This is a genomic window from Mycobacterium persicum (genome assembly GCF_002086675.1).
In the GTDB taxonomy this organism is placed as follows: domain Bacteria; phylum Actinomycetota; class Actinomycetes; order Mycobacteriales; family Mycobacteriaceae; genus Mycobacterium; species Mycobacterium persicum.
In genome coordinates this window covers 1-20,126 of the sequence record NZ_MVIF01000051.1, presented here as the reverse complement: position 1 = coordinate 20,126, position 20,126 = coordinate 1, and the positions used below count along the sequence as shown (strand labels likewise).

Here is a 20,126-nt window from a genome sequence, read left to right as displayed (position 1 = left end):
TGGCAAGATCGCGCACCGGGCCGTACGCGGCGTTGCGGGAGTCCGGCGCCGCAGCCCGGTTAGGCTTGCCGGATGTCGGCAAGCCTCGACGATGCTTCGGTAACCCCTTTGGTCCGCAAGACCGCGGCCTGGTCGTGGCGCTTGTTGGTCATCTTCGCTGCCGCACTCGCGGTGATCTGGGTCATCAGCAAACTCGAGATCATCGTCGTTCCGGTGTTGCTGGCGTTGATCTTGAGCGCGTTGCTGGTGCCGGTCGTGGATTGGCTGGATCTGCGGCGCGTGCCGCGCGGTGCCGCGGTGTCGCTGGTGCTGCTGGGCGGTTTTGCGATCCTTGGCGGCATCCTGGCCTTCGTCATCAGCCAGTTCATCGTGGGCCTGCCCGATCTGGTCAAACAGGTGGAACGCAGCATCGACTCGAGCCGCCGGTGGCTGATCGAAGGGCCGGCGCATCTGCGTCGCGAACAGATCGACAACGCCGGCAACGCCGCGATCGAGGCGCTGCGCGACAATCAGGCCAAGTTGACCAGCGGCGCGATTTCCACCGCCGCCACCATCACCGAGCTGCTCACCGCTGCGGTGTTGGTGCTGTTCACACTGATCTTCTTCCTCTACGGAGGCCGCAACATCTGGCAGTACGTGGTCAAGATCGTGCCCGCCCCGGCCCGTGACCGGGTCCTGGAGGCCGGGCGCGCCGGATACTCCTCGCTGATCGGCTATGTGCGGGCCACATTCCTGGTCGCCCTGACCGACGCGATCGGTGTCGGCACCGGGTTGGCGATCATGGGGGTGCCGCTCGCGCTGCCGCTGGCCTCGCTGGTGTTCCTGGGCGCCTTCATCCCGCTGCTGGGTGCGCTGATCTCCGGTTTGCTGGCCGTAGTGGTGGCCCTACTGGCCAAGGGAATGGTTTACGCACTGATTACTCTGGGTTTGCTCATCGCGGTCAATCAGCTCGAGGCCCATTTGCTGCAGCCGCTGGTGATGGGTCGTGCGGTCTCGATTCATCCGCTGGCGGTGGTGCTGGCCATTTCCACCGGCGGGGTACTTGCCGGAATCGTCGGAGCCCTGCTGGCCGTCCCGACGGTCGCGTTCCTCAACAACGCAATGCAGGTGCTGCTGGCCAAGGACCCGGCGGCCGCCGCCGAGCAGCCCGAGGAGCCGTCGACAATCCTGCAGGCCGAAGTGGACAATCCCGACGCGGCCGACCAAGCGGAGCCGAAGGAAACCTAAAGCCGTCCCTCGCGGCGCAGCAGGTCCTGAGCGGACAGGCCGCCGGCACCGCGTCGGCGCCGGGTGCCGTCGGCGCCGTTGTCGCCCTGCGCGCCGCGCGCGTTGAGCTGCTCAGTGGCCGCGTCGGAGTCGCTGTCTTCCGGCCGTTGGACCGGCAGCTTGGCCGTGGCATCGGCCGAGTCGGTTTCGCCGGGACGGCTCCCCGGAATCGGCATGGCGCGGGTCTGACCGGCCGATGGGGCCGGCGGCGGGGTCGGCGCCGGTGGCCGGGCCGACGACGGTGCCGCCGGCGCGGCGCTGCTCGAGCCGCGGCCCGGTGCGCCCGGTTTGCCGGGCGCGGACAGTCGAGCTGTGGGCGGTTCACTCGGCTGGCTTGCCTTGACCGGGATCTGCTTGGTGCCCGCGCTGGACGGCCCGCTCTGCGTAGGCCCGATCTCCGGCCGAGCGGACCCGCGTTGCGACGACTCCGGCGTCGACGGGTGGGTGGGATCGTGCGGGAGGCGCGGGCCGGCGGCGACCAGGCCGGCGGTGACCGGAGGCCGGGAGACGCGGCCGTCGGTCACCGGTCGCTTGCGTTCGTCGGGCAACTGGATCTCGCCGAGGCCGATGCGGGTCTGCACCCGCCGCATCCATCGCGGAGCCCACCAGCAGTCGTCGCCGAGCAGCTTCATCACCGAAGGCACCAGGAACATCCGCACCACGGTCGCGTCTAGCAGCAGCGCCGCCATCAGGCCGAAGGCCAGGTACTTCATCATCACCAGGTCGGAGAACACGAACGACCCGGCGACCACCGCAAGCACCAGCGCGGCCGCGGTGATCAGGCGGCCGGTGGTGGCCGTGCCAATGCGGATGGCCTCCTGGGTGGACATGCCGCTTTCCCGGGCCTCGACCATGCGGGAGACCAGAAAGACTTCATAGTCGGTGGCCAAGCCGTAGCCCACCGCCACCACGAGTGCGATCACCGGCGCGGTCAACGGCGTCGCGGTGAAGTTCAGCAGCCCCGAGCCGTGCCCGTCGACGAATATCCACGTCAGGATGCCCATGGTGGACCCGAGCGTCAGTGCGCTCATCACCGCGGCCTTGATCGGCAGCACCACCGACCCGAAGGCCAGGAACATCAGCAACGTGGTGGCGGTGAGCAGGATGACCAGCATCGCCGGCATATTGTCGAACAGGCTGTGGATGGAATCCTGCTCCAGCGCCGGAGTGCCGCCGACGTATACCTCGAGCCCTTTGGGTGGCGTGATCGCGCGCAGCTCTTGCAGCTTCTTCGCCGCGTCGCCCGGGTTGATCAGCCCGTTCTGCAGCACCCGTACCGAAGGATCCTTCGACGCGCCGGGCGCGACGCTGCGCTCCTGCCACATGTTGGCCGGATCGTTGTCCGGTTCGATGAATCCGCTGATCGACATCGCCTTACTGCGGATGTCGGCGACCTGCTGGTCGGTGACCGGCTGGTGGTTGGTCGACTGGATCACCAGGGTCAGCGGATTGGTGCGGTATCCGGGGAAGAGCTGGTCGAAGTGCTCCTGGGACTGGCGCACCGAATTGTTGGGCGGCAGATACTTCTCGCTCATGCCGCCCAGTGACAGGTTGAACAACGGGATGACCAGCAAGATCATGCCCAGGACGATCGGGATGGCGAAGACCAGCGGCCGCCGCATCACCCAGTTGACGAGCTTGCCCCAGAAGCCGGCCTCGACCTCTTCGCGGGTCTTGGTCTTCTGCAGCCGGTCGGCGAGCCAGTTCAGGTAGGCCCGCGAAACCTTCCAGTTGCGCAGGAACGGCACCCGGAATGCGGTGCGTACACCGAGCGCGTCGACGTGCCGGCCAAGGACTCCCAGAACGGCCGGCAGCAGCGTGATCGACAGCAGGGCGGCCAACCCGACCGCGGCGATCAGCGCGTAGGTCAGCGATTTCACGAAGCCCTGCGGCAGCATCAGCAGGCTGATCCCGGAGGCGATGATCAGCACCGCCGAGAATGCGACGGTTCGGCCGGCGGTCATGACGGTGCGTCTGACCGCGGCTTCAGTGTCGTAGCCTTCGGCGATCTCCTCCCGGAATCGGCTCACCACGAACAGCCCATAGTCCACCGCGATACCGAGGCCGATCAGTGAGACCACGGGCTGGGCAAAGAAATGCACCGGCCCGAACACCGCCACCAATCGCAGGATGCCCAGCGCGCCGGCGATGCTCAGGCCGCCGACCATCACCGGAAGACACGCGGCCACCGCGCCACCGAACACCAGGAACAGCACCACGGCCACTAACGGCAGGGCCAGCACTTCCATCCGTCGCTGGTCGGTGGCGATGGTGCCGGTCAGCGCCTCGGCGACCGGCTCGAGGCCGGCGAGTTGAACCGTGCCGCCGTCGAGCTTCTGCAACGACGGCGCGATGTCCTTGTAATTGGTCAGGATGGTGTCGTCGTCGTCGCCCTTGAGCGGGATGGACACGAACGTGTACTTCTTGTCCTCGGTGGCCATGCCCTTGACGACCGTGCTGGTGGTGTCCGGTGCCCGCAGGTAGCCGGCCCAGCCCATCACCTGGTCGGGGTGGTCCTGCACGAATCGGTTGAGCTCGTCGGTGATCTTCTTCGACCAGGCAGGGTCGTTGACCGTCTTGCCCTCTGGGGCTTTGAAGATCGCGACGATGTGACCGGTCCGGTCCCGGCCGTAGACCTGGTCGCCCAGGATCGACGCCTTGACCGACTGGCTGCTGTCGTCGTAGAAACCGCTCTGCGTGACGTGCTTACCCAGGCTCAGCCCGAAGACCCCGCCGCCGAGGCATAACGCCACCGTGACGCCGATTACGATGAACCGGTAGCGGTACACAATTCGACCCCACCAGGCGAACACGTAATCTCCTTACTGGATCGTTAGCGACCCGCGCATTGCTCTTCGGTTGTCAGACGCTCGGTTGTCTCAGACGTGAGGCCTGTCACATCCGCGAGGTCAACAGCGAGGTCAGCGGCCGGAACGGCTGCAGCCAAGCTCCCTGCTCAGGTAGCGAATCAAGGCCGATTCGGGGGAGCGGCTCCCGGAAAACACCGGCAATGTCCTCCAGGTCGACGAACTCCAAGGTATCCGACGCTAGCGCCCAACTGGCGTGTTCACGAAATCCAAGGACTTGAACTGGGATTCCGCCCCGGGCGATCTCCTCCAACGGCTGCCGGAATGCCTGACCGTCCGCCGAGGCCACGACCAGGGCTGCCAGCCCCTCCCGGTAGCGCTTGTCGATGTGCTCGAGCATGTCGCGGTCGACGTCGCTGTCCTCGTCGACCTTGGGTTTGGCGAAGACGGCGAACCCGACGTTGCGCAGTGCGTCCACCCACGGGCGTACCACGTCGGCGCTGCCGGGCGCGATATTGGTGAAGACGGTGGCCTCCGGTTCGACTCGGATGGCCGGTCCGCCCGGCGCCCTGGCGGCGACGGCTGCGGTGCGGGCCAGCAGCCAGCGGCCCAGCGCATCGAAGCGGGGCCGTTCCAGCGCGGTCGGCCGGCGCCCCAGGATCGAGCCCAGTCCCATGTCGAGGTTGGGAGCGTCCCAAACCAGCAGCACCCGAAGCGTCGGCGGGGCCAAGCCGGGCAGTCCGTCCTTGGACACATCGCCGGGCAATACCGACGGCAGCGGTGATACCGGGGCCCCGGCGACGGGTTCCGACGTATGCGTGGTCACGTCTTCAGTGAGGCTCATTTAGTCATCTGATTTCGGTTTTCTCCAGACCAGCTCGCTGACGGCGCTGCCGGCATCGTGGGCTTTGGATTCGTATTTGGTCGTGGGGCGAACGACCGAGATCGGCAGGGCTTCGGCGCCCGGATCAGCACGGGCCAACCGCGGCTCGGCGTCGCCGGCGGCGGCGATGTGCTCGGCGTAGCCGGGGTGGTCGGTCGCGGCGTGCAGCACACCTCCGGGGATTAGCCGGTCGGCGATCAGGGCGATCGTGGCAGGCTGCAGCAGCCGTCGCTTGTGGTGTCGCGCCTTGGGCCAGGGGTCGGGGAAGAAAACCCGGACCCCGGACAGCGAATTCGAGGTGATCAGGTCTTTCAACACGCCGATCCCGTTGCCGCGGATCAACCGGATATTGGTCGCGCTCTCACTGTCGATCGCGCACAGCAGCTGCGCCAGGCCCCGGCGGTAGATTTCCACCGCGATCACGTCGAGATGGGGCTCGGCCTGCGCCATCGCCAACGTCGAGACCCCGCTGCCGCAGCCGATCTCCAGCACCAGGGGCGCGTCGCGGCCGAACCACGCGCGGGTGTCCAACGGTCCCCGGCGAGGTGACCCGGCGACCGCGTCGATGCCCAGCTCCGGCCACCTCCGGTCCCAGGTCTGGCGCTGGGTGCTCGACAGCGCTGAATGGCGGGAGCGAAGGCTGGTGGCCGGCAGATAGCCCCACGCGCTGCCCCGGTCTTGCTCGCAGGACTCCGGGCTGGGCAGAGCCGGCGAGTCGGGACGTAACCCAACCTCGGGTTGCGCGTGCATTCGTCCATGGTGGCTCATGAAACGCAGGTGTAGCCGCTCCTGGGCCAGATTGATACCCAACAGTTGCCTTTGGCTGGTAGCGGATAGCGGTGCCGGACGTGGCGGACGTCGGTATGCCGGCGATCCCGGCAGAGGCCCAGTACGGGCCCGACAGACGTCCAACAGCGGCCCGAAAGCGTGCCCAACCGAGTGGTAATGATTCTGCGCGGCCGGGAGGTACGGTGTGAATCTGCCATTGTTCTGATTCGCGCCCAACGGCGGCGGCAAACCTTTTTTAGGGCCACGCGTGCGATGACGGCCGGGTGGCGGACCTTCGCGAGAGGGATCGATGGTGGGCGCTGCGGATACCGAGCATGGGCCGGCGATGCCGGCACCGGACGCGATCTTTGGCGCGGACGGCGAGGTGGGCCGCGACCTGGGGCGGGTGGACTGGGCGGCGACTCCACTCGGACCGCCCGCCGGGTGGCCGCAAAGCCTGCGGACAGCCGTCAGCATCTTGCTGTCGTCACGGTTTTCCATGTGGATGGCCTGGGGACCGGAGCTGACGTTCTTCTGCAACTCCGCCTACCGCCGGGACACTCTGGGCCAGAAGTATCCGTGGGCGCTGGGCCGGCCCGCCCGCGAGGTGTGGGCCGAAATCTGGGACGACATCGGTCCGCGGATCCAGCGGGTGCTGTCCACCGGACAAGCGACCTGGGATGCCGCCCTGTTGCTGTTCCTCGAACGGTCGGGATACCGGGAAGAGACGTACCACACGTTCTCCTACAGCCCGCTGCGCGACGACTTCGGGCACGTTGTCGGCATGTTGTGCGTGGTCAGAGAGGACACCGACCGGGTGATCAACGAGCGTCGGATGGCTACCCTGCGCGATCTCGGGTCCGACCCCAGCGTGGTGCGCACCGAACAGGAGATGCTGGCGTTCACCGCCGCCCAACTCGGCCATGATCCGCGCGACTTGCCGTTCACACTGACCTATTTGTTCGACGACCGACTGTTCGACGAGGGAGCGTTCGACGAGGGAGCGTTTGCTGGGGGCGCGGCGGCGCGGTTGGCGGCGGTCAGCGGGAGCGCCATGGGGCAGCCGGCGGCGCCCACGACGCTGGCGGCCGACGGCTCCGCGGTGTGGCCGCTCGAGCAAGCAGCGCGCGGGCAGTCGGTCCTCGTCGAGCTCGACGGCTTGTTCCACCAGCTGCCGACCGGGGACTGGCCCGACCCTCCGGCGCAGGCGCTGGTGGTGCCGCTGCCGCAGCAAGGTGCTCCGCCCTACGGCTTCCTGGTGGCCGCGCTGAATCGCTATCGCCGGCTCGACGAGGGCTACCGCGGGTTTGTCGAGTTGGTTGCCGGGCACCTGTCCGCCGGAATCGCCAGTGCCCGCAGCTATCAGGCGCAGCAGCAGCGGGCCGAGAACCTCGCCGAGCTGGACCGGGCCAAGACCACATTCTTCTCCAACATCAGTCACGAGTTCCGCACCCCGCTCACGCTGATCATCGGGCCGGTCGCGGAGCTGCGCCGTCGCGCACCGGGGCTCGACGAACAGGCGCGAGAGGAGCTCGAGGTTGTGCACCGCAACGGGTTGCGGCTGGCCAAGCTGGTCAACACCCTCCTGGACTTTTCCCGCATCGAGGCCGGCCGGATGCGGGCCCACTACCAGCCGGTCGACCTCGCCGCCGTCACCGCCGACCTGGCCAGCGTGTTCCGCTCGGCAGTGGAGCGGGCCGGGCTCGAATTCATCGTGGATTGCGCGCCGCTGGACGAACCGGTCTACGTCGATCGCGACATGTGGGAGAAGGTGGTGCTCAACCTGCTGTCCAACGCGTTGAAGTTCACCTTCGAGGGGTCGATCACCGTGCGGGTCGGCCGGAGAGACGGCGACGCCGTGGTCACGGTCAGCGACACCGGCGTCGGGGTGCCAGCAGCGGAGATGCCCCGGTTGTTCGAGCGTTTCCACCGCGTCGAAACCGTGCAGGCCCGATCCAACGAGGGCAGCGGAATCGGTTTGGCCCTGGTCAAGGAGCTGGTCGGGCTGCTTGGCGGCAGCATCACCGTCGACAGCAGCCAAGGTGTCGGTACCACTTTCACCATCCGGTTGCCGTACGGCACGGCACACCTGCCCGCCGGCGCGCTCGCCTCCCACGAGCCCGCGCAGGCAGTTTCGGCGGCCGAGGCCTACCTGCAGGAAGCGCTGCGGTGGGTGCCCGCTGACACTAACGCCGTGGTGGACACCGGGCCCGCTCGGCCGACCGAGGACCCCGTCACCGCTGAGTCGGTTCCAGCGGGTTCAGCCACCCGGGCGCGAGTGCTGGTTGCCGACGACAACGCCGACATGCGGGACTACCTGACCCGGCTGCTGCGGAGCGCGGACTACCGCGTCGACGCCCTCAGCGACGGCCGGCAGGCGCTGGCCGCGATCCGCGCCGAGGTGCCCGACCTGGTGATCAGCGACGTGATGATGCCCCGGCTGGATGGTCTTGCGCTGGTCGCACAGCTGCGGGCGGATCCGCGCACCGCTGCGGTGCCGGTGCTGCTGCTGTCGGCGCGCGCCGGGCAAGAGGCGTCCGTGGAAGGGCTGGACGCGGGCGCCGACGACTACCTGGTCAAGCCGTTTGCCGCCGCGGAGTTGCTGGCGCGGGTGCGTGCCAATGTCCAAATGACGCGACTGCGCAATCACCACGCCCGTTGGCGTACCGCCCTGGTGGACTCGCTGCAAGAGGCCTTCTTCGTGTGCGACGAGCGTGGCACCGTCGTCGAGATCAACAGCGCGTTCACCGAGATCCTCGGCTACGGCCCTGAAGGCCTGCCCTACGTGCAGACCCACCCGTGGTGGCCCGACGCCGGCGACGACCCCGAAGCCCACCGGCAGTTCGCCGACGCGTTCGCCCATTTCCTCACCCACCCCCACGGCAGCTACACCGTTCCGGCGCGCCACCGAGACGGGCACCGGATCTGGATCAACGCCAGCTTCAATCAGGTCGACGACCCCGACACCGGCCGGCGTGTCATGGTCGGCACCTTCCGTGACGTCACCGCCGAGCACTACACCGTGCAGAGCCAGACCGCGTTGGCCGCCCTCAACCAGCAACTGGTGCAGGCCGACAGCCTCGATGCGGCGATCCAGGCCGCGGTCGAGGTGCTGCGCGAGCTGTGGCGGGCGCGCCGGGTGCTGGCGGTTACCGTCGCCGGCCACGGTGCCGAAACGCAAGCCCCGGTTGCCGGCGAACCGGAAGTGGCGTCAACGGGTGAGCCCGCGCGGTGGGCCGAGCTGCCCGCTGACACCCGGGCGACGATCTCTTCGCTGGGCAAGGCTGATCTGCTCACCACCGAGGCGATGACACCGGGGACCGCGGGCATTGCCCTGCAACACCCGCGAGGGGTGCTGGTGATCTGGATCGAGCTGGCCGAGAACCGGCCGTTCAGCTCCGAAGACCGAACCCTGCTGACGGCGCTGGCCGGGCGTCTGGGGCAGGGTCTGCAGCGCGTCTACCAGCTCGACCAGCAACGCGAGACGGCCCTGGCGCTGCAACACGCGATCCTGGGTCCGGCCCACCTGCCCGGCGGATTCGCGGTCCGCTACCAGCCGGCCACCCGGCCGCTGCAAGTCGGCGGCGACTGGTATGACGTCGTCGACCTGGACGCCGGGCGCCTCGCGCTGGTCGTCGGGGACTGTGTCGGCCACGGACTGGCCGCCGCGACCGTGATGGGGCAGTTGCGCAGCGCCTGCCGCGCCCTGCTGCTCGAGCACCTCAGCCCCGGCGTCGCCCTCACCGGTCTGGACCGGTTCGCGGCGCGTCTGCCCGGGGCCCAGTGCACCACCGCGTTCTGCGCGGTGCTCAGCCCCGACACCGGTGAGCTGCTCTATTCCAGCGCAGGCCACCCACCGCCGATCCTGGTTCACGCCGACGGCACCGAGCGGATTCTCGACGAGGCCGGCACCATCGCGCTCGGGGTGCGCCCGGACTGGACCCGACCCGAAGCACGCCTGACCATCCCGCCCAGCGCGACTTTGCTGCTCTACACCGACGGTCTGGTGGAGCGTCGCCGCCGCCCGCTGGACCAGGGCATCGCCGAGGCCATCGCGCTGGTTCGGGACGGCGGCACCGTCGCCCTGGAAGAGCTGGCCAGCCACATCATGTCCGGGCTCAACCCCGGCGGCGGCTACCCGGACGACGTGGCCCTGTTGCTCTATCGGCAGCCCGGCCCGCTGGAGATCGACCTTCCCGCCCGGGCCAGCCAGCTGGCCGCCACCCGCAGCGCGCTACGGGGTTGGCTGGCGCGCGCCATGATCGGTCCCGGCCAGGCACAGGACGTGCTGATCGCCGTCGGTGAGGCCCTCGCGAACGCCATCGAGCACGGACACCGGCGTGATCCGCAGGGCACCATCGTCCTGCGCGCCATCGCCTTGGCGGACCGACTGCAGCTGACCATCACCGACACCGGCTCGTGGAAACCTCCGCGGCCGCGGCAGGATTCCCACCGCGGCCGCGGCATCGCCCTGATGCGGACTCTCATGGACGACGTCACCATCCAGGCCGGCACGCTCGGCACCACCGTTCATCTTCACGCGAGGATCTCCTGATGACCACACCGCTGACCCTGTCGACCGAACGCCGCAGCGACGGCACGCCGGTGCTGATAGCGGTCGGAGAAATCGATATGAGCAACGTCGACGTCTTTGCCAGCGCGCTTCGTGAGGCCGTGGGCGCCGGCGACACGCTCACCGTCGACCTCAGCGCGGTGGAGTACCTGGACAGCAAGGCCATCAACGCCCTTTACGTGCACGCCGATCAGCTGCGCCTGGTCGCGAGCTCGCGCATGATGCCGGTCCTGCAGATCAGTGGTCTGACCGAACTGGTCAGCGTGGAGTCCGTAGCGCCACCGCCCGCGACGACTTGAGCGTCGTCGGATTGGGCCGGTCTCGACAGCCGATGGTCATTCGTAACGGAGTAGATACACTCCCGGCTCGAGGGTGGCTGGCGGCGCGGGGGCGCAGCTGCCACCATTCGGTGTCGGCGTGATGCGACCGAGCAGGGGGCTATGACGGGGCAGGGGTATCGGCTTTTCGTCGACGAGCTGACGCGCCTCGCCGGCCGTACCGGTGACCGGCGGGTGCAGCCGATCGCCGCGCGCGTCGCGGAGCCGCTGCGGGTGGCGGTCCGCGGGCGCCCGGGGACGGGTTGCCGCACGGTGGCGCATGCCCTGCGCGGCGCGGGACTGGCGGCTTCGGTTTCACCGGTCTCCCCGGCCAGCGTCGCCGACGTGCAGTTGTACGTCCTGGCGGAGGCGCTCAAACCCGAGGACCGCGACGCCATAGCCGCCGTCCGTGACGCCGGGCAGCCGCTGGTGATCGTGCTGAACAAGGCAGATCTGAGTGGCTTCGGCGGTGCCGGGCCGATGGCCGCGGCGCAGACCCGCTGCGCGCATTTTTCCGCGCTGGTCGGCCTGCCCGTGGTACCGATGATCGGGCTGCTCGCCGCCGCGGCGTTCGACGATCTCGATGAAACCTGCTGGCCCGCGCTGCGCGCGCTGGCCGCCCACCCCGACGGTCTGACCTGCCTCGGCGGATCCTTCGACGGCTTTCTGGCGGCGGAGCTCACGGTGTCGACTCCGATGCGGATGCGGCTGCTGGAGGCCCTCGATCTGTTCGGCATCGCACTTGGCGTCGCGGCGGTGCGCCGCGGTGTACCACCGGCGGGAGTGCGGGCCCTGCTGCGCCGGGCCAGCGGTGTCGACGCCGTCGTCGCCGGCGTGATGGCCGCCGGCGCCCCTCCGCGTTACCGCCGCATACTCGAAGCCGTCACGGCGCTCGAGGCGATGGCCGTGACGGACGAGCGGATAGCGCGGTGTTCATCCGGCGACGACATGGTGCTCGCCCGGATGAGCGCCGCCCTGGACGCAGTGTCCGCGCTGCACCTCGAATCGGAGGGCATCGCGCCCGAGAATATGGCGGCGCTGTTGCGGCGGGCGGTGCGATGGCAGCATCACCGCAGTTCCCGCGATGGTCGCGCCGGCGACCTGCCCGCCGCCTGCGGAGCCGACATCGTCAGAGGATCGCTTCGGCTCTGGTCGCGGGCCGGAGGGTCGGCCGAGTCAGGGGAATGCGGATGATCGGCGTGGCCCGCGAAGACCCGGCCGCCCGGGTCGACGCACTGGTGGCGGCGATCGGAACCAAGGCGGGTCCGCCGGTGATCCGTCGCCGCGACGTGGTCCTGGTGACCGGCCCTTGGCTGGCCGGCGTCAGCAGCGTGGCAGCCGCTCTGCGGCAACGGGCGCCGCGACACGAGTTCTTCGAACCGCCGGAGCTGGCGCCCGGCGACGCGCCGACCGCGGTGGTGTTCGTGGTCTCCGCCGCGGCCCCGCTGACCGAATCCGACTGCGCGCTGCTGGATGCCGCCGCCGAGCACACCGACGTGGTGATCGGAGTGGTATCCAAGGTCGACGTGCACCGCAGCTGGCGCGAGCTGCTGGCCGCGGACCGGGCCACGCTGGCGGCGCATGCGCCTCGTTACGCCGACGTGCCGTGGGTGGGCGCGGCCGCCGCGCCGCAGCTGGGGCCGCCGCGGATGGACGACCTGGTCACCGCACTGCTCAGTCAGCTCGCCGATCCGGACATCGCCCGCCGCAACAGGCTGCGTGCCTGGGAATCGCGGTTGCAGACGGTCGCGCAGCGGTTCCGGCGCGACGCCGAAGGCGCCGGCCGCAAGGCGCGGGTGGATGCCTTGCGTGAGGAACGCAGTGCGGCCCTGCGGAATCGGCGTCAGTCGAAAACAGAGCACGCCATTGCGCTGCGCGGTCAGGTCCAACAGGCCCGGGTCCAATTGTCCTACTTTGCCCGCAACCGTTGTTCATCGATACGTGTCGAGCTGCAAGAGGACATCGCGGCCCTGCCCCGACGCAAGATTGCCGAGTTCGAAGAGCACACCCGCAGCCGGGTCGCCGGAGCGCTCGCCGAGGTAAGCGAGGCAGTCCACCGGAGGCTCGCCGACGTGGCCCAGGCGCTCAGTGTGCCCATCGGGCTTCAGCCCGGCGAAACCCTCCCGACGGTCGCCATTGCGGCCGCGCCGTTGAAGTCCCGGCGGTTGGAGACCCGGCTCATGGTGGTGTTGGGTGCCGGCTTCGGCCTGGGTGTGGCACTGACGCTGAGCCGGTTGCTGGCCGGACTGGCGTCCCGGCTCAACCCCTGGCTGAACCCCTGGCTGACGGGCGCCGGGATCGTCGCGTGTGTGACGCTCGGGTTGGCGCTGACGCTGTGGGTGGTCCACACCCGCGCCTTGCTGAGCGACCGCGCCGTGCTGGATCGTTGGACGGGTGACGTGATGTCCGCGCTGCGGTCCGTGCTGGACGAACTGGTTGCCGGCCGGGTGCTGGCCGCCGAGTCGCTGCTGAGCACCGCGCTGAGTGCACGCGACGAGGCCGAGCACGCCCGGGTGGCCCACCAGGTCAGCGTGATCGACGCCGAACTACGCGAACACACCATCGCTGCGGCGCGAGCCGCCGCACTGCGGGATCGGGAGCTGCCCGCCATTCAAGCCGCGCTCGACGCCGTGCTTAAAGAACTGCGCGAACCGGGTATACCCACGGTTGGCACCCGATCCCAGGGCGTCGGCACCGCTGCGGAGAGCACCTGCAGCCGCAACGGCAGCAACAACGCCAAATGGGAAGGATATTGATCCTTCTGAATCGGTCTTGTGAGGAGGCTTATACCCGCCCTGGCCTTCCGCGACAAGTGATGCACGATAACCTGTCTTAATAAGCACCCGGGTCAACGGTCGTGCTAGCAAACGCATAAACCGACCCCCCAGATGGATCCCGAAGCCGATAACAGCCGACAACTAGCCGCAGATACGCAGCAGAATCTCAGGAGAGTTCGATGACCTCAGCGACCATTCCCGGTTTAGACACCGCGCCGACTAATCATCAGGGGTTGCTGTCTTGGGTGGAGGAGGTCGCCGAGCTCACTCAGCCTGACCGGGTTGTCTTCGCCGACGGCTCAGCGGAAGAATTCCAGCGGCTCGCCGATCAGTTGGTCGGGGCCGGCACGTTCACCCGGCTCAACCCGGAGAAGTATCCGAACTCCTTCCTGGCGTTGTCCGACCCGTCGGATGTGGCCCGGGTGGAGTCCCGCACCTTCATCTGCTCCGAGCGTGAGGTCGACGCCGGCCCCACCAACAACTGGATGGACCCGGACGAAATGCGGTCCATCATGAAAGACCTGTACCGCGGTTGCATGCGGGGGCGCACCATGTACGTGGTGCCGTTCTGCATGGGCCCGCTCGGTGCCGAGGACCCCAAGCTCGGTGTGGAGATCACCGACTCCGAATACGTCGTCGTCTCGATGCGGACCATGACCCGCATGGGCAAGGCCGCCTTGGAGAAGATCGGCGACGACGGGTTCTTCGTCAAGGCGCTGCACTCGGTGGGTGCTCCGCTCGAGGAGGGCCAACAGGACGTGCCGTGGCCCTGCAACGACACCAAGTACATCACCCACTTCCCGGAGACCCGCGAGATCTGGAGCTACGGTTCGGGCTACGGCGGCAACGCGCTGCTGGGCAAGAAGTGCTACTCGTTGCGGATCGCCTCGGCCATGGCCCGCGACGAGGGCTGGCTGGCCGAGCACATGCTGATCCTCAAGCTGATCTCCCCCGAGAACAAGGCTTACTACTTCGCGGCGGCCTTCCCGTCGGCCTGCGGCAAGACCAACCTGGCAATGCTGCAGCCGACCATCCCGGGTTGGCGTGCCGAGACGCTCGGCGACGACATCGCGTGGATGCGGTTCGGCAAGGACGGCCGGCTGTACGCGGTCAATCCCGAGTTCGGGTTCTTCGGGGTGGCGCCCGGCACCAACTGGAAGTCCAATCCCAACGCCATGCGCACCATCGCCGCGGGCAACACGGTGTTCACCAACGTCGCGCTGACCGATGACCACGAGGTGTGGTGGGAAGGTCTGGAGGGCGAGCCCGACCACCTGATCGACTGGAAGGGCAACGACTGGTACATCCGCGAAACGGAAACCAAAGCGGCACACCCGAACTCCCGCTACTGCACGCCGATGTCCCAGTGCCCCATCCTGGCGCCCGAATGGGATGACCCCCAAGGTGTGCCGATTTCCGGAATACTGTTCGGCGGTCGCCGCAAGACCACCGTCCCGCTGGTCACCGAGGCGCGTGACTGGCAACACGGGGTGTTCATCGGTGCGACCCTGGGAAGCGAGCAGACCGCCGCCGCCGAGGGCAAGGTCGGCAACGTGCGTCGCGACCCGATGGCCATGCTGCCGTTCCTCGGCTACAACGTCGGGGACTACTTCCAGCACTGGATCAACCTGGGCAAGAACGCCGATGAGTCCAAACTCCCGAAGGTGTTCTTCGTCAACTGGTTCCGCCGCGGCCACGACGGCCACTTCCTGTGGCCCGGCTTCGGCGAGAACAGCCGGGTATTGAAGTGGATCGTGGAGCGCATCGAGCAGCGGGCCGGCGGCCGAACCACCCCGATCGGCACTGTCCCCGCCGTCGAGGACTTGGACCTGGACGGGTTGGACGTCGAGGTGGCCGATGTGGCCGAGGCGCTGAAGGTCGACCCCGAGGAGTGGCGCGCGGAGCTGCCGCTCATCGAGGAGTGGCTGGAGTTCGTGGGGGCGAAGTTGCCCACCGGCGTCAAGGACGAGTTCGACGCGCTCAAGGAGCGGCTGGCCGAGTAGGGGCCGACTAACGGGTCGCGTTGGATTCCCGGCGGCCCACCGATCGCAACTTCATGCCGATCCGGCCGCGATAGTAGGACCAGGGCTGACGGTGTTCGGGCTGAGTGCCCACCATTTGGTCGAGCAGGTCGGTGGCGTGCAGCGCCACTGAGACGTGACGCTCGACGCGCCCCAAGTCGCTGTATGCGCGGAACACGTCGTCGTGCCCAGGCCGGGGGGCCGTTGCCACCGACAGTAATTCAAGCGCCTGGAGAAGTGCGGTACGGACGTCCCCGCAGGCCCGGTGGATCTGGCGATCGGTATTCGGCGTGGTTCCCCGATGTGCCCGCGCAGTGCGGATGCATTCTGCAGCTTCCGATGCGCGGCCGGTGGACGTTGGCATTGACACTCCTGATAGCGATTAAGGTTAGGCTATCTTAAACTCCAACGAGGGCTGCGGCACAAGGCAGCTAGGGTACTTCCCTGCGACCCGAGGCCTACCACAGTTACCCGCGTGGGGGAGGTGTCCCGTCCGCGGGTATCACAAGGCGATACATACTTGTTCGGAGGACCAAATGCCCCATCCAACGCCACGCCCGCCCACCGCGCCGCGTTCTGTGATCGCGCTCACCGATCTGCGGCCGGGTGAGCGGGCAACCATCCTGGGCACCGCGCCGCGGGCGCCTTCGGCGCTGGCGCGCCGGCTGCGACAGTTGGGATTTCGGTCAGCGTCCGTCGTCGAGGTGATCCGGCGGGCCCCGCTGGGTGATCCGACTGTCTACCGGGTTCAGGACACCGAACTCTGCCTGCGCAGGCGTGACGCGCAACTGATCGAAGTTGACCCGGGAATCGGCGCATGACGACCTGTCACCAGGAAAGCGGCGCCGTGGTCTCGGTTGCCGGTGTGGCACGGGTGGCCTTGGTCGGCTGCCCCAACGCAGGCAAGACAACCGTGTTCAACCAGCTGACCGGACTACGCGCCAAGACCGGCAACTATCCGGGTGTCACCGTCGGGCGCAGCGTCGGCATCGCCAAGTCCGGTGACGTCGGGATCGCCGTCGAGGATCTGCCCGGCACTTACAGTCTTGACCCGATCAGCCCGGACGAGCGGGTGGTGGCTGACGTGCTGGCCGGGGAGATGTCTGACACCGGGTGCCCCGACGCGATCGTCATCGTGGCCGATGCCACCACGCTGCGCCGGTCCGTTGTCCTGGTGGCGCAGGTGCTGCGGCTCGACCTGCCGTGTCTGCTGGCGCTGACAATGACCGACGAATTGAGCGCCCGCGGCGGCGGCATCGCCGTCGATGACTTGGCGACGGCGCTGGGCATCCCGGTGGTCGCGGTGGTTGCAAACCGCGGCGTGGGCGTCGACACGGTGCGCGATCAGCTGGCGTCGTTCGACCGGTGGCAGCGTCCCCCGCTGCTGCCCCCGGGCGAGGATGACGCCGTCGACGCCTGGGGCATCTCGGTGCTCGACGCCGCCGGTTACGTTGCGCCACAACCCGATCGGCGCACGCGAGGGATCGACGCGGTGGTATTGCACCCACTGTGGGGCACCGCGGTCTTCTTTGCGGTGATGTTCTGTTTCTTCCAGGTCGTTTTCACCGTCGCCGCGCCACTGCAAGACCGGGTGGGCCGAGTGCTCGGCTGGCTTGGCGGACTTGTCAGCGGGCACATCGACAACGATGTGGTGCGCGGTCTGCTCGGCCAGGGACTCATCGGCGGTGTCGGAACGGTGCTGCAGTTCATCCCGCAGATCGTCTTGCTGTTCCTGCTGATCGCGCTGCTGGAAAACGTCGGCTACATGGCACGGGCCGCGTTCCTGATGGACCGGGTGATGGCCGTGACCGGGTTGGAAGGCCGCGCGTTTGTTGCGATGCTGTCGTCGTTCGCCTGCGCAATCCCGGGGATCATGGCCACGCGCACGCTGCCGTCATCGCGGGACCGCATCGCCACGATCATCACGGCGCCGCTGATGACGTGCTCGGCCCGGCTTCCGGTGTTCACCTTGCTGGTCGGACTGCTCGTGTCGCCGCAGACCCACTGGTGGGGCCTGAGCGCTCAGGGTGTCGTGATGTTCCTGCTGTATCTGTGCGGCGGAACCTCGGCGCTGATCGCGGCCTCGGTGTTCAAGTCGACGATCCTACGCAGCGATATTCTGCCGTTCACGATGGAGTTTCCCCCTTACCGCTTTCCGTCGCCCAGGAACCTGCTCATCGCGATGTGGGATTCGGCCAAGGTGTTCTTACGCAAGGCGGGAACCATCATCTTGGGCACGTCGCTGGTGCTGTGGGCGCTGCTCAATCTGCCGGGCCGGGCGGCGGAGACCGCATCCATGTCGCCGACGGAGGCCAGCGCCTATGTGATGGACCATAGCTACGCCGCCGATGTCGGGAAGGCGATCGGGCCGGCGTTCAAACCACTCGGTTTCGATTGGCACATCAATGTGGCCCTGTTGGGTTCCTTGTCGGCGCGCGAAGTGTTCGTGTCAGCCCTCGGTCAGGTGTCGGCGGCGACCGACCCCGACAATCCGCATGGAGCACTGGTCGCCCTCACCGACGACGATGGCCACCAGTTGTTCAGCGCGCCGACCGTCATCGCGCTGCTGGCGTATTTCATCTTCGCCTTGCAATGCATGTCTACCGTCGCGGTGATGCGCCGCGAAACGAACTCCTGGCGGTGGCCTGCGGTCGCATTCTCCTACATGTTCGGCCTCGCCTGGCTAGCGGCGTTCGCCGCCAGGTCGATCGCGATCGGCCTGGGCGCATGATCCCCCTGCATGCCACTGCCACCGGCAATCCGCGACAACTGCGATGGGTGGCGGTGCCGGACCGGCTGCCACCCCTCGGCATTGTCCAGCACGCACCGGGCAGGCTGGGCGCACTACTGAAGAGTGGACTGATCGCCGAGATCGTCGTGCGCGCCACCGATATCTTGATCACCGTCGGCGCAACCGGTAGCTGGCGCGAGTTGGGAGACGATATTCGCACGGCGCTCACCGACGCGCTGGTGGACCCAACCGGTTGGCGGGTCGAGCAATCGATGAGCTCGGAGGCTCAGTTGACGACGCTCGCGCAGCAACTGCTCGCCGGTCCGATCGGGGAGCTTGCCAGCTCGCACGGCGGGTCGATCGAACTGGTTTCCGTAGTCGGTCTCAACGTGACCGTGCGGATGTCCGGTGCCTGCCGCGGATGCCTCGCCGCGAATTCCACGTTGCGCGACAGGCTGCAACGCGAGCTACGGCGACGAGCGAGTGTCGAAGTCAACGTTATCAGTGAAAATCTTTCAGCTGCAACGGTATTGGGTAAGAAGCTGCGCTCGCTAGTCGTTCGTTGAGCGCTGTCGCATCCGGCCGGAACCACACGCTGGCTTTGACGGCGCACCGGATGGGCCTGGGCCCGCGGGCCCGATTCGCGAGCGCGGTTGTGCGAGCATCTCTGAGTGCACCGTACGCAATGGCGGTAGGTTGTCCGAACTCGAAACTCGCGGACTCCGCAGCGCATTGCCGTGGCAGAGCGATGAAAAACGGGAAATTTCCAAGCCGGCCGGTCATAGGGTGCGTCGCAACCGACTCAACGATTGCCTGGCTTGAGACAGGAGTCGCATGGCGATGGCGGCATACGAGTTTGCTGGTGCGGCGCTGCCTCACCGCCGACAGTTGCGGTGCCACTGAATAGACGAGGCCGAGCCGGCCGAGCCCCTGGCAGGGTCCGGCATCGACTCATCCCATGGAGGTCACCGCCGCCGCATGCAATTCGTAGCAGCGGTGCGGTCAAACGTGTTGGGCCTCAACGGTCCGTTGATCGCCGCCATCGAGGGAGCGTACGACGAGCTTTGGGCCCGCAATGTCACCGCGCTGGTGGGCTACCACGGTGGGGCTTCGGCCGCGGCCGCCGACGTCGGCACGGGCCAATCGGTCCCGGCCGTGGGCGAGGTCGCCAGGGCCGTCGATTACGACGTTCAGACCGCGGCCCGCTTGGTCGCCGAAGACGCTGCCCTACCCGCGCGACTGGTCAGTACCGACCTCCGGATGCTCGTCGGGCTGCCACCCGAGGCGTCACTGCCGACCTCGCCCGCAGAGCCGAGCAGTCTTGAACACCATTTGGCGGTGAAGGCTGCCCAGATCGCAGCGGTCCCCGGCGAGATGCTCCGGGCTGACGAGACCTTGATAGGTCACGTGGTCGACGACAACGTGACCGAGCTGGGGAAGGCGGCAACCATCACCGGGAACGATCCGTGGGCAGCGCAAGCAGATTTGGCAGCGGGTGACCCGATGAAGGCCGCTAACGATGTCGCGTCGGCTCCTAGTTATGACGCCGCGACCGTTGTCGGGTTAGCGGCTGAAGATGCAGCCCTGCCGATAAGTTTGGCCGCCACTGACCTAGCCATCATCGGCGCCGCGCAGAGCTGAGCTGACGGCGGGCCAACTGCTTGACCAACGAAGTCGGCCCGTCGCGCGATGCTGAGATGCCCAGCACGACAGGGCTATTCAGTTGACTCGGCCAGTTCATCGGCGCCGGTTGGTTGACATCGATGACCGCTGCATAGCGCTCAGGCGGCCGGCCCCGGGGATCACGCCCCATTGCTACGGCAATCGGGGGGCGACGTACAGTCGGCTCATGGTGCGTCCAGCAAGCTGGATCAGGCTAGCGGGTGAAAGTCCGGTCCCGGTAGGCACCCCCTCAGCTCAGACGCTCGTTGATGTGGGCGTCAGTAAGAGTTTTCGGGAGCTTGAGGAGGTCCCACTGATGAC

The 20,126-nt window shown here is 67.8% G+C and carries 14 protein-coding genes; 10 read left to right on the top strand and 4 right to left on the bottom strand.

What is annotated here, in order from left to right; all coding sequences use genetic code 11:
• Positions 1–72: 72 nt before the first annotated feature.
• Positions 73–1,227: an AI-2E family transporter gene (locus BST40_RS16205; RefSeq protein ID WP_083154791.1), complete on the top strand. Its 1,155-nt coding sequence runs from the start codon at positions 73–75 to the stop codon at positions 1,225–1,227.
• On the opposite strand, the gene mmpL3 is transcribed toward BST40_RS16205, so the two are convergent.
• The 3 genes from mmpL3 to trmB form a co-directional block, all read right to left on the bottom strand.
• Entirely contained in the window at positions 1,224–4,079 is a 2,856-nt protein-coding gene (mmpL3, locus tag BST40_RS16200; protein WP_083154784.1) for a trehalose monomycolate exporter MmpL3, read from the bottom strand. The genes BST40_RS16205 and mmpL3 overlap by 4 nt on opposite strands.
• An 82-nt stretch (positions 4,080–4,161) precedes the next feature.
• A complete protein-coding gene (locus tag BST40_RS16195) occupies positions 4,162–4,917 on the bottom strand; it encodes an NYN domain-containing protein (RefSeq protein ID WP_075545163.1) in 756 nt (251 codons plus the stop codon).
• A complete protein-coding gene (gene trmB, locus BST40_RS16190; protein ID WP_075545186.1) occupies positions 4,918–5,724 on the bottom strand; it encodes a tRNA (guanosine(46)-N7)-methyltransferase TrmB in 807 nt (268 codons plus the stop codon). It lies immediately after the preceding gene.
• A gap of 346 nt (positions 5,725–6,070) precedes the next feature.
• Between trmB and BST40_RS16185 the strand changes: the two genes are divergently transcribed.
• The 5 genes from BST40_RS16185 to BST40_RS16165 all read left to right on the top strand — a co-directional run bounded on the left by BST40_RS16185 (position 6,071) and on the right by BST40_RS16165 (position 15,394).
• The gene (locus tag BST40_RS16185; protein ID WP_083154803.1) at positions 6,071–10,279 is read left to right on the top strand and encodes a SpoIIE family protein phosphatase; all 4,209 of its coding nucleotides are present in this window, start codon (positions 6,071–6,073) and stop codon (positions 10,277–10,279) included.
• Positions 10,279–10,596 carry an STAS domain-containing protein gene (locus tag BST40_RS16180; RefSeq protein WP_075545165.1) on the top strand — a complete coding sequence of 106 codons (318 nt, stop codon included), beginning with the start codon at positions 10,279–10,281 and terminating at the stop codon, positions 10,594–10,596. The genes BST40_RS16185 and BST40_RS16180 overlap by 1 nt, the downstream gene beginning before the upstream one ends.
• A gap of 141 nt (positions 10,597–10,737) precedes the next feature.
• The gene (locus tag BST40_RS16175) at positions 10,738–11,808 is read left to right on the top strand and encodes a hypothetical protein (protein WP_083154782.1); all 1,071 of its coding nucleotides are present in this window, start codon (positions 10,738–10,740) and stop codon (positions 11,806–11,808) included.
• The gene (locus BST40_RS16170; RefSeq protein WP_244174399.1) at positions 11,805–13,370 is read left to right on the top strand and encodes a hypothetical protein; all 1,566 of its coding nucleotides are present in this window, start codon (positions 11,805–11,807) and stop codon (positions 13,368–13,370) included. Before BST40_RS16175 ends, BST40_RS16170 begins: the two co-directional genes overlap by 4 nt.
• 200 nt (positions 13,371–13,570) lie before the next feature.
• Positions 13,571–15,394 (top strand): phosphoenolpyruvate carboxykinase (GTP), encoded by a 1,824-nt coding sequence (locus BST40_RS16165; protein WP_083154780.1) that lies wholly within the window; start codon positions 13,571–13,573, stop codon positions 15,392–15,394.
• A 7-nt stretch (positions 15,395–15,401) separates the two neighbouring features.
• On the opposite strand, the gene BST40_RS16160 is transcribed toward BST40_RS16165, so the two are convergent.
• Complete coding sequence (locus BST40_RS16160) at positions 15,402–15,623, bottom strand: hypothetical protein (protein ID WP_131808233.1); 222 nt, start codon at positions 15,621–15,623, stop codon at positions 15,402–15,404.
• A 325-nt stretch (positions 15,624–15,948) separates the two neighbouring features.
• Between BST40_RS16160 and BST40_RS16155 the strand changes: the two genes are divergently transcribed.
• The 4 genes from BST40_RS16155 (at position 15,949) to BST40_RS16140 (ending at position 19,784) form a co-directional block, all read left to right on the top strand.
• On the top strand, positions 15,949–16,233 hold the full coding sequence (locus tag BST40_RS16155) for a FeoA family protein (protein ID WP_075545169.1): 285 nt from the start codon (positions 15,949–15,951) through the stop codon (positions 16,231–16,233).
• On the top strand, positions 16,230–18,143 hold the full coding sequence (feoB, locus tag BST40_RS16150; RefSeq protein WP_083154778.1) for a ferrous iron transporter B: 1,914 nt from the start codon (positions 16,230–16,232) through the stop codon (positions 18,141–18,143). The genes BST40_RS16155 and feoB overlap by 4 nt, the downstream gene beginning before the upstream one ends.
• Positions 18,140–18,709 (top strand): NifU family protein, encoded by a 570-nt coding sequence (locus tag BST40_RS16145; protein ID WP_075545171.1) that lies wholly within the window; start codon positions 18,140–18,142, stop codon positions 18,707–18,709. The genes feoB and BST40_RS16145 overlap by 4 nt, the downstream gene beginning before the upstream one ends.
• A 412-nt stretch (positions 18,710–19,121) precedes the next feature.
• Positions 19,122–19,784, top strand: coding sequence for a PPE domain-containing protein (locus BST40_RS16140; RefSeq protein WP_083154775.1), 663 nt, complete (start codon positions 19,122–19,124; stop codon positions 19,782–19,784).
• Positions 19,785–20,126 lie beyond the last annotated feature (342 nt).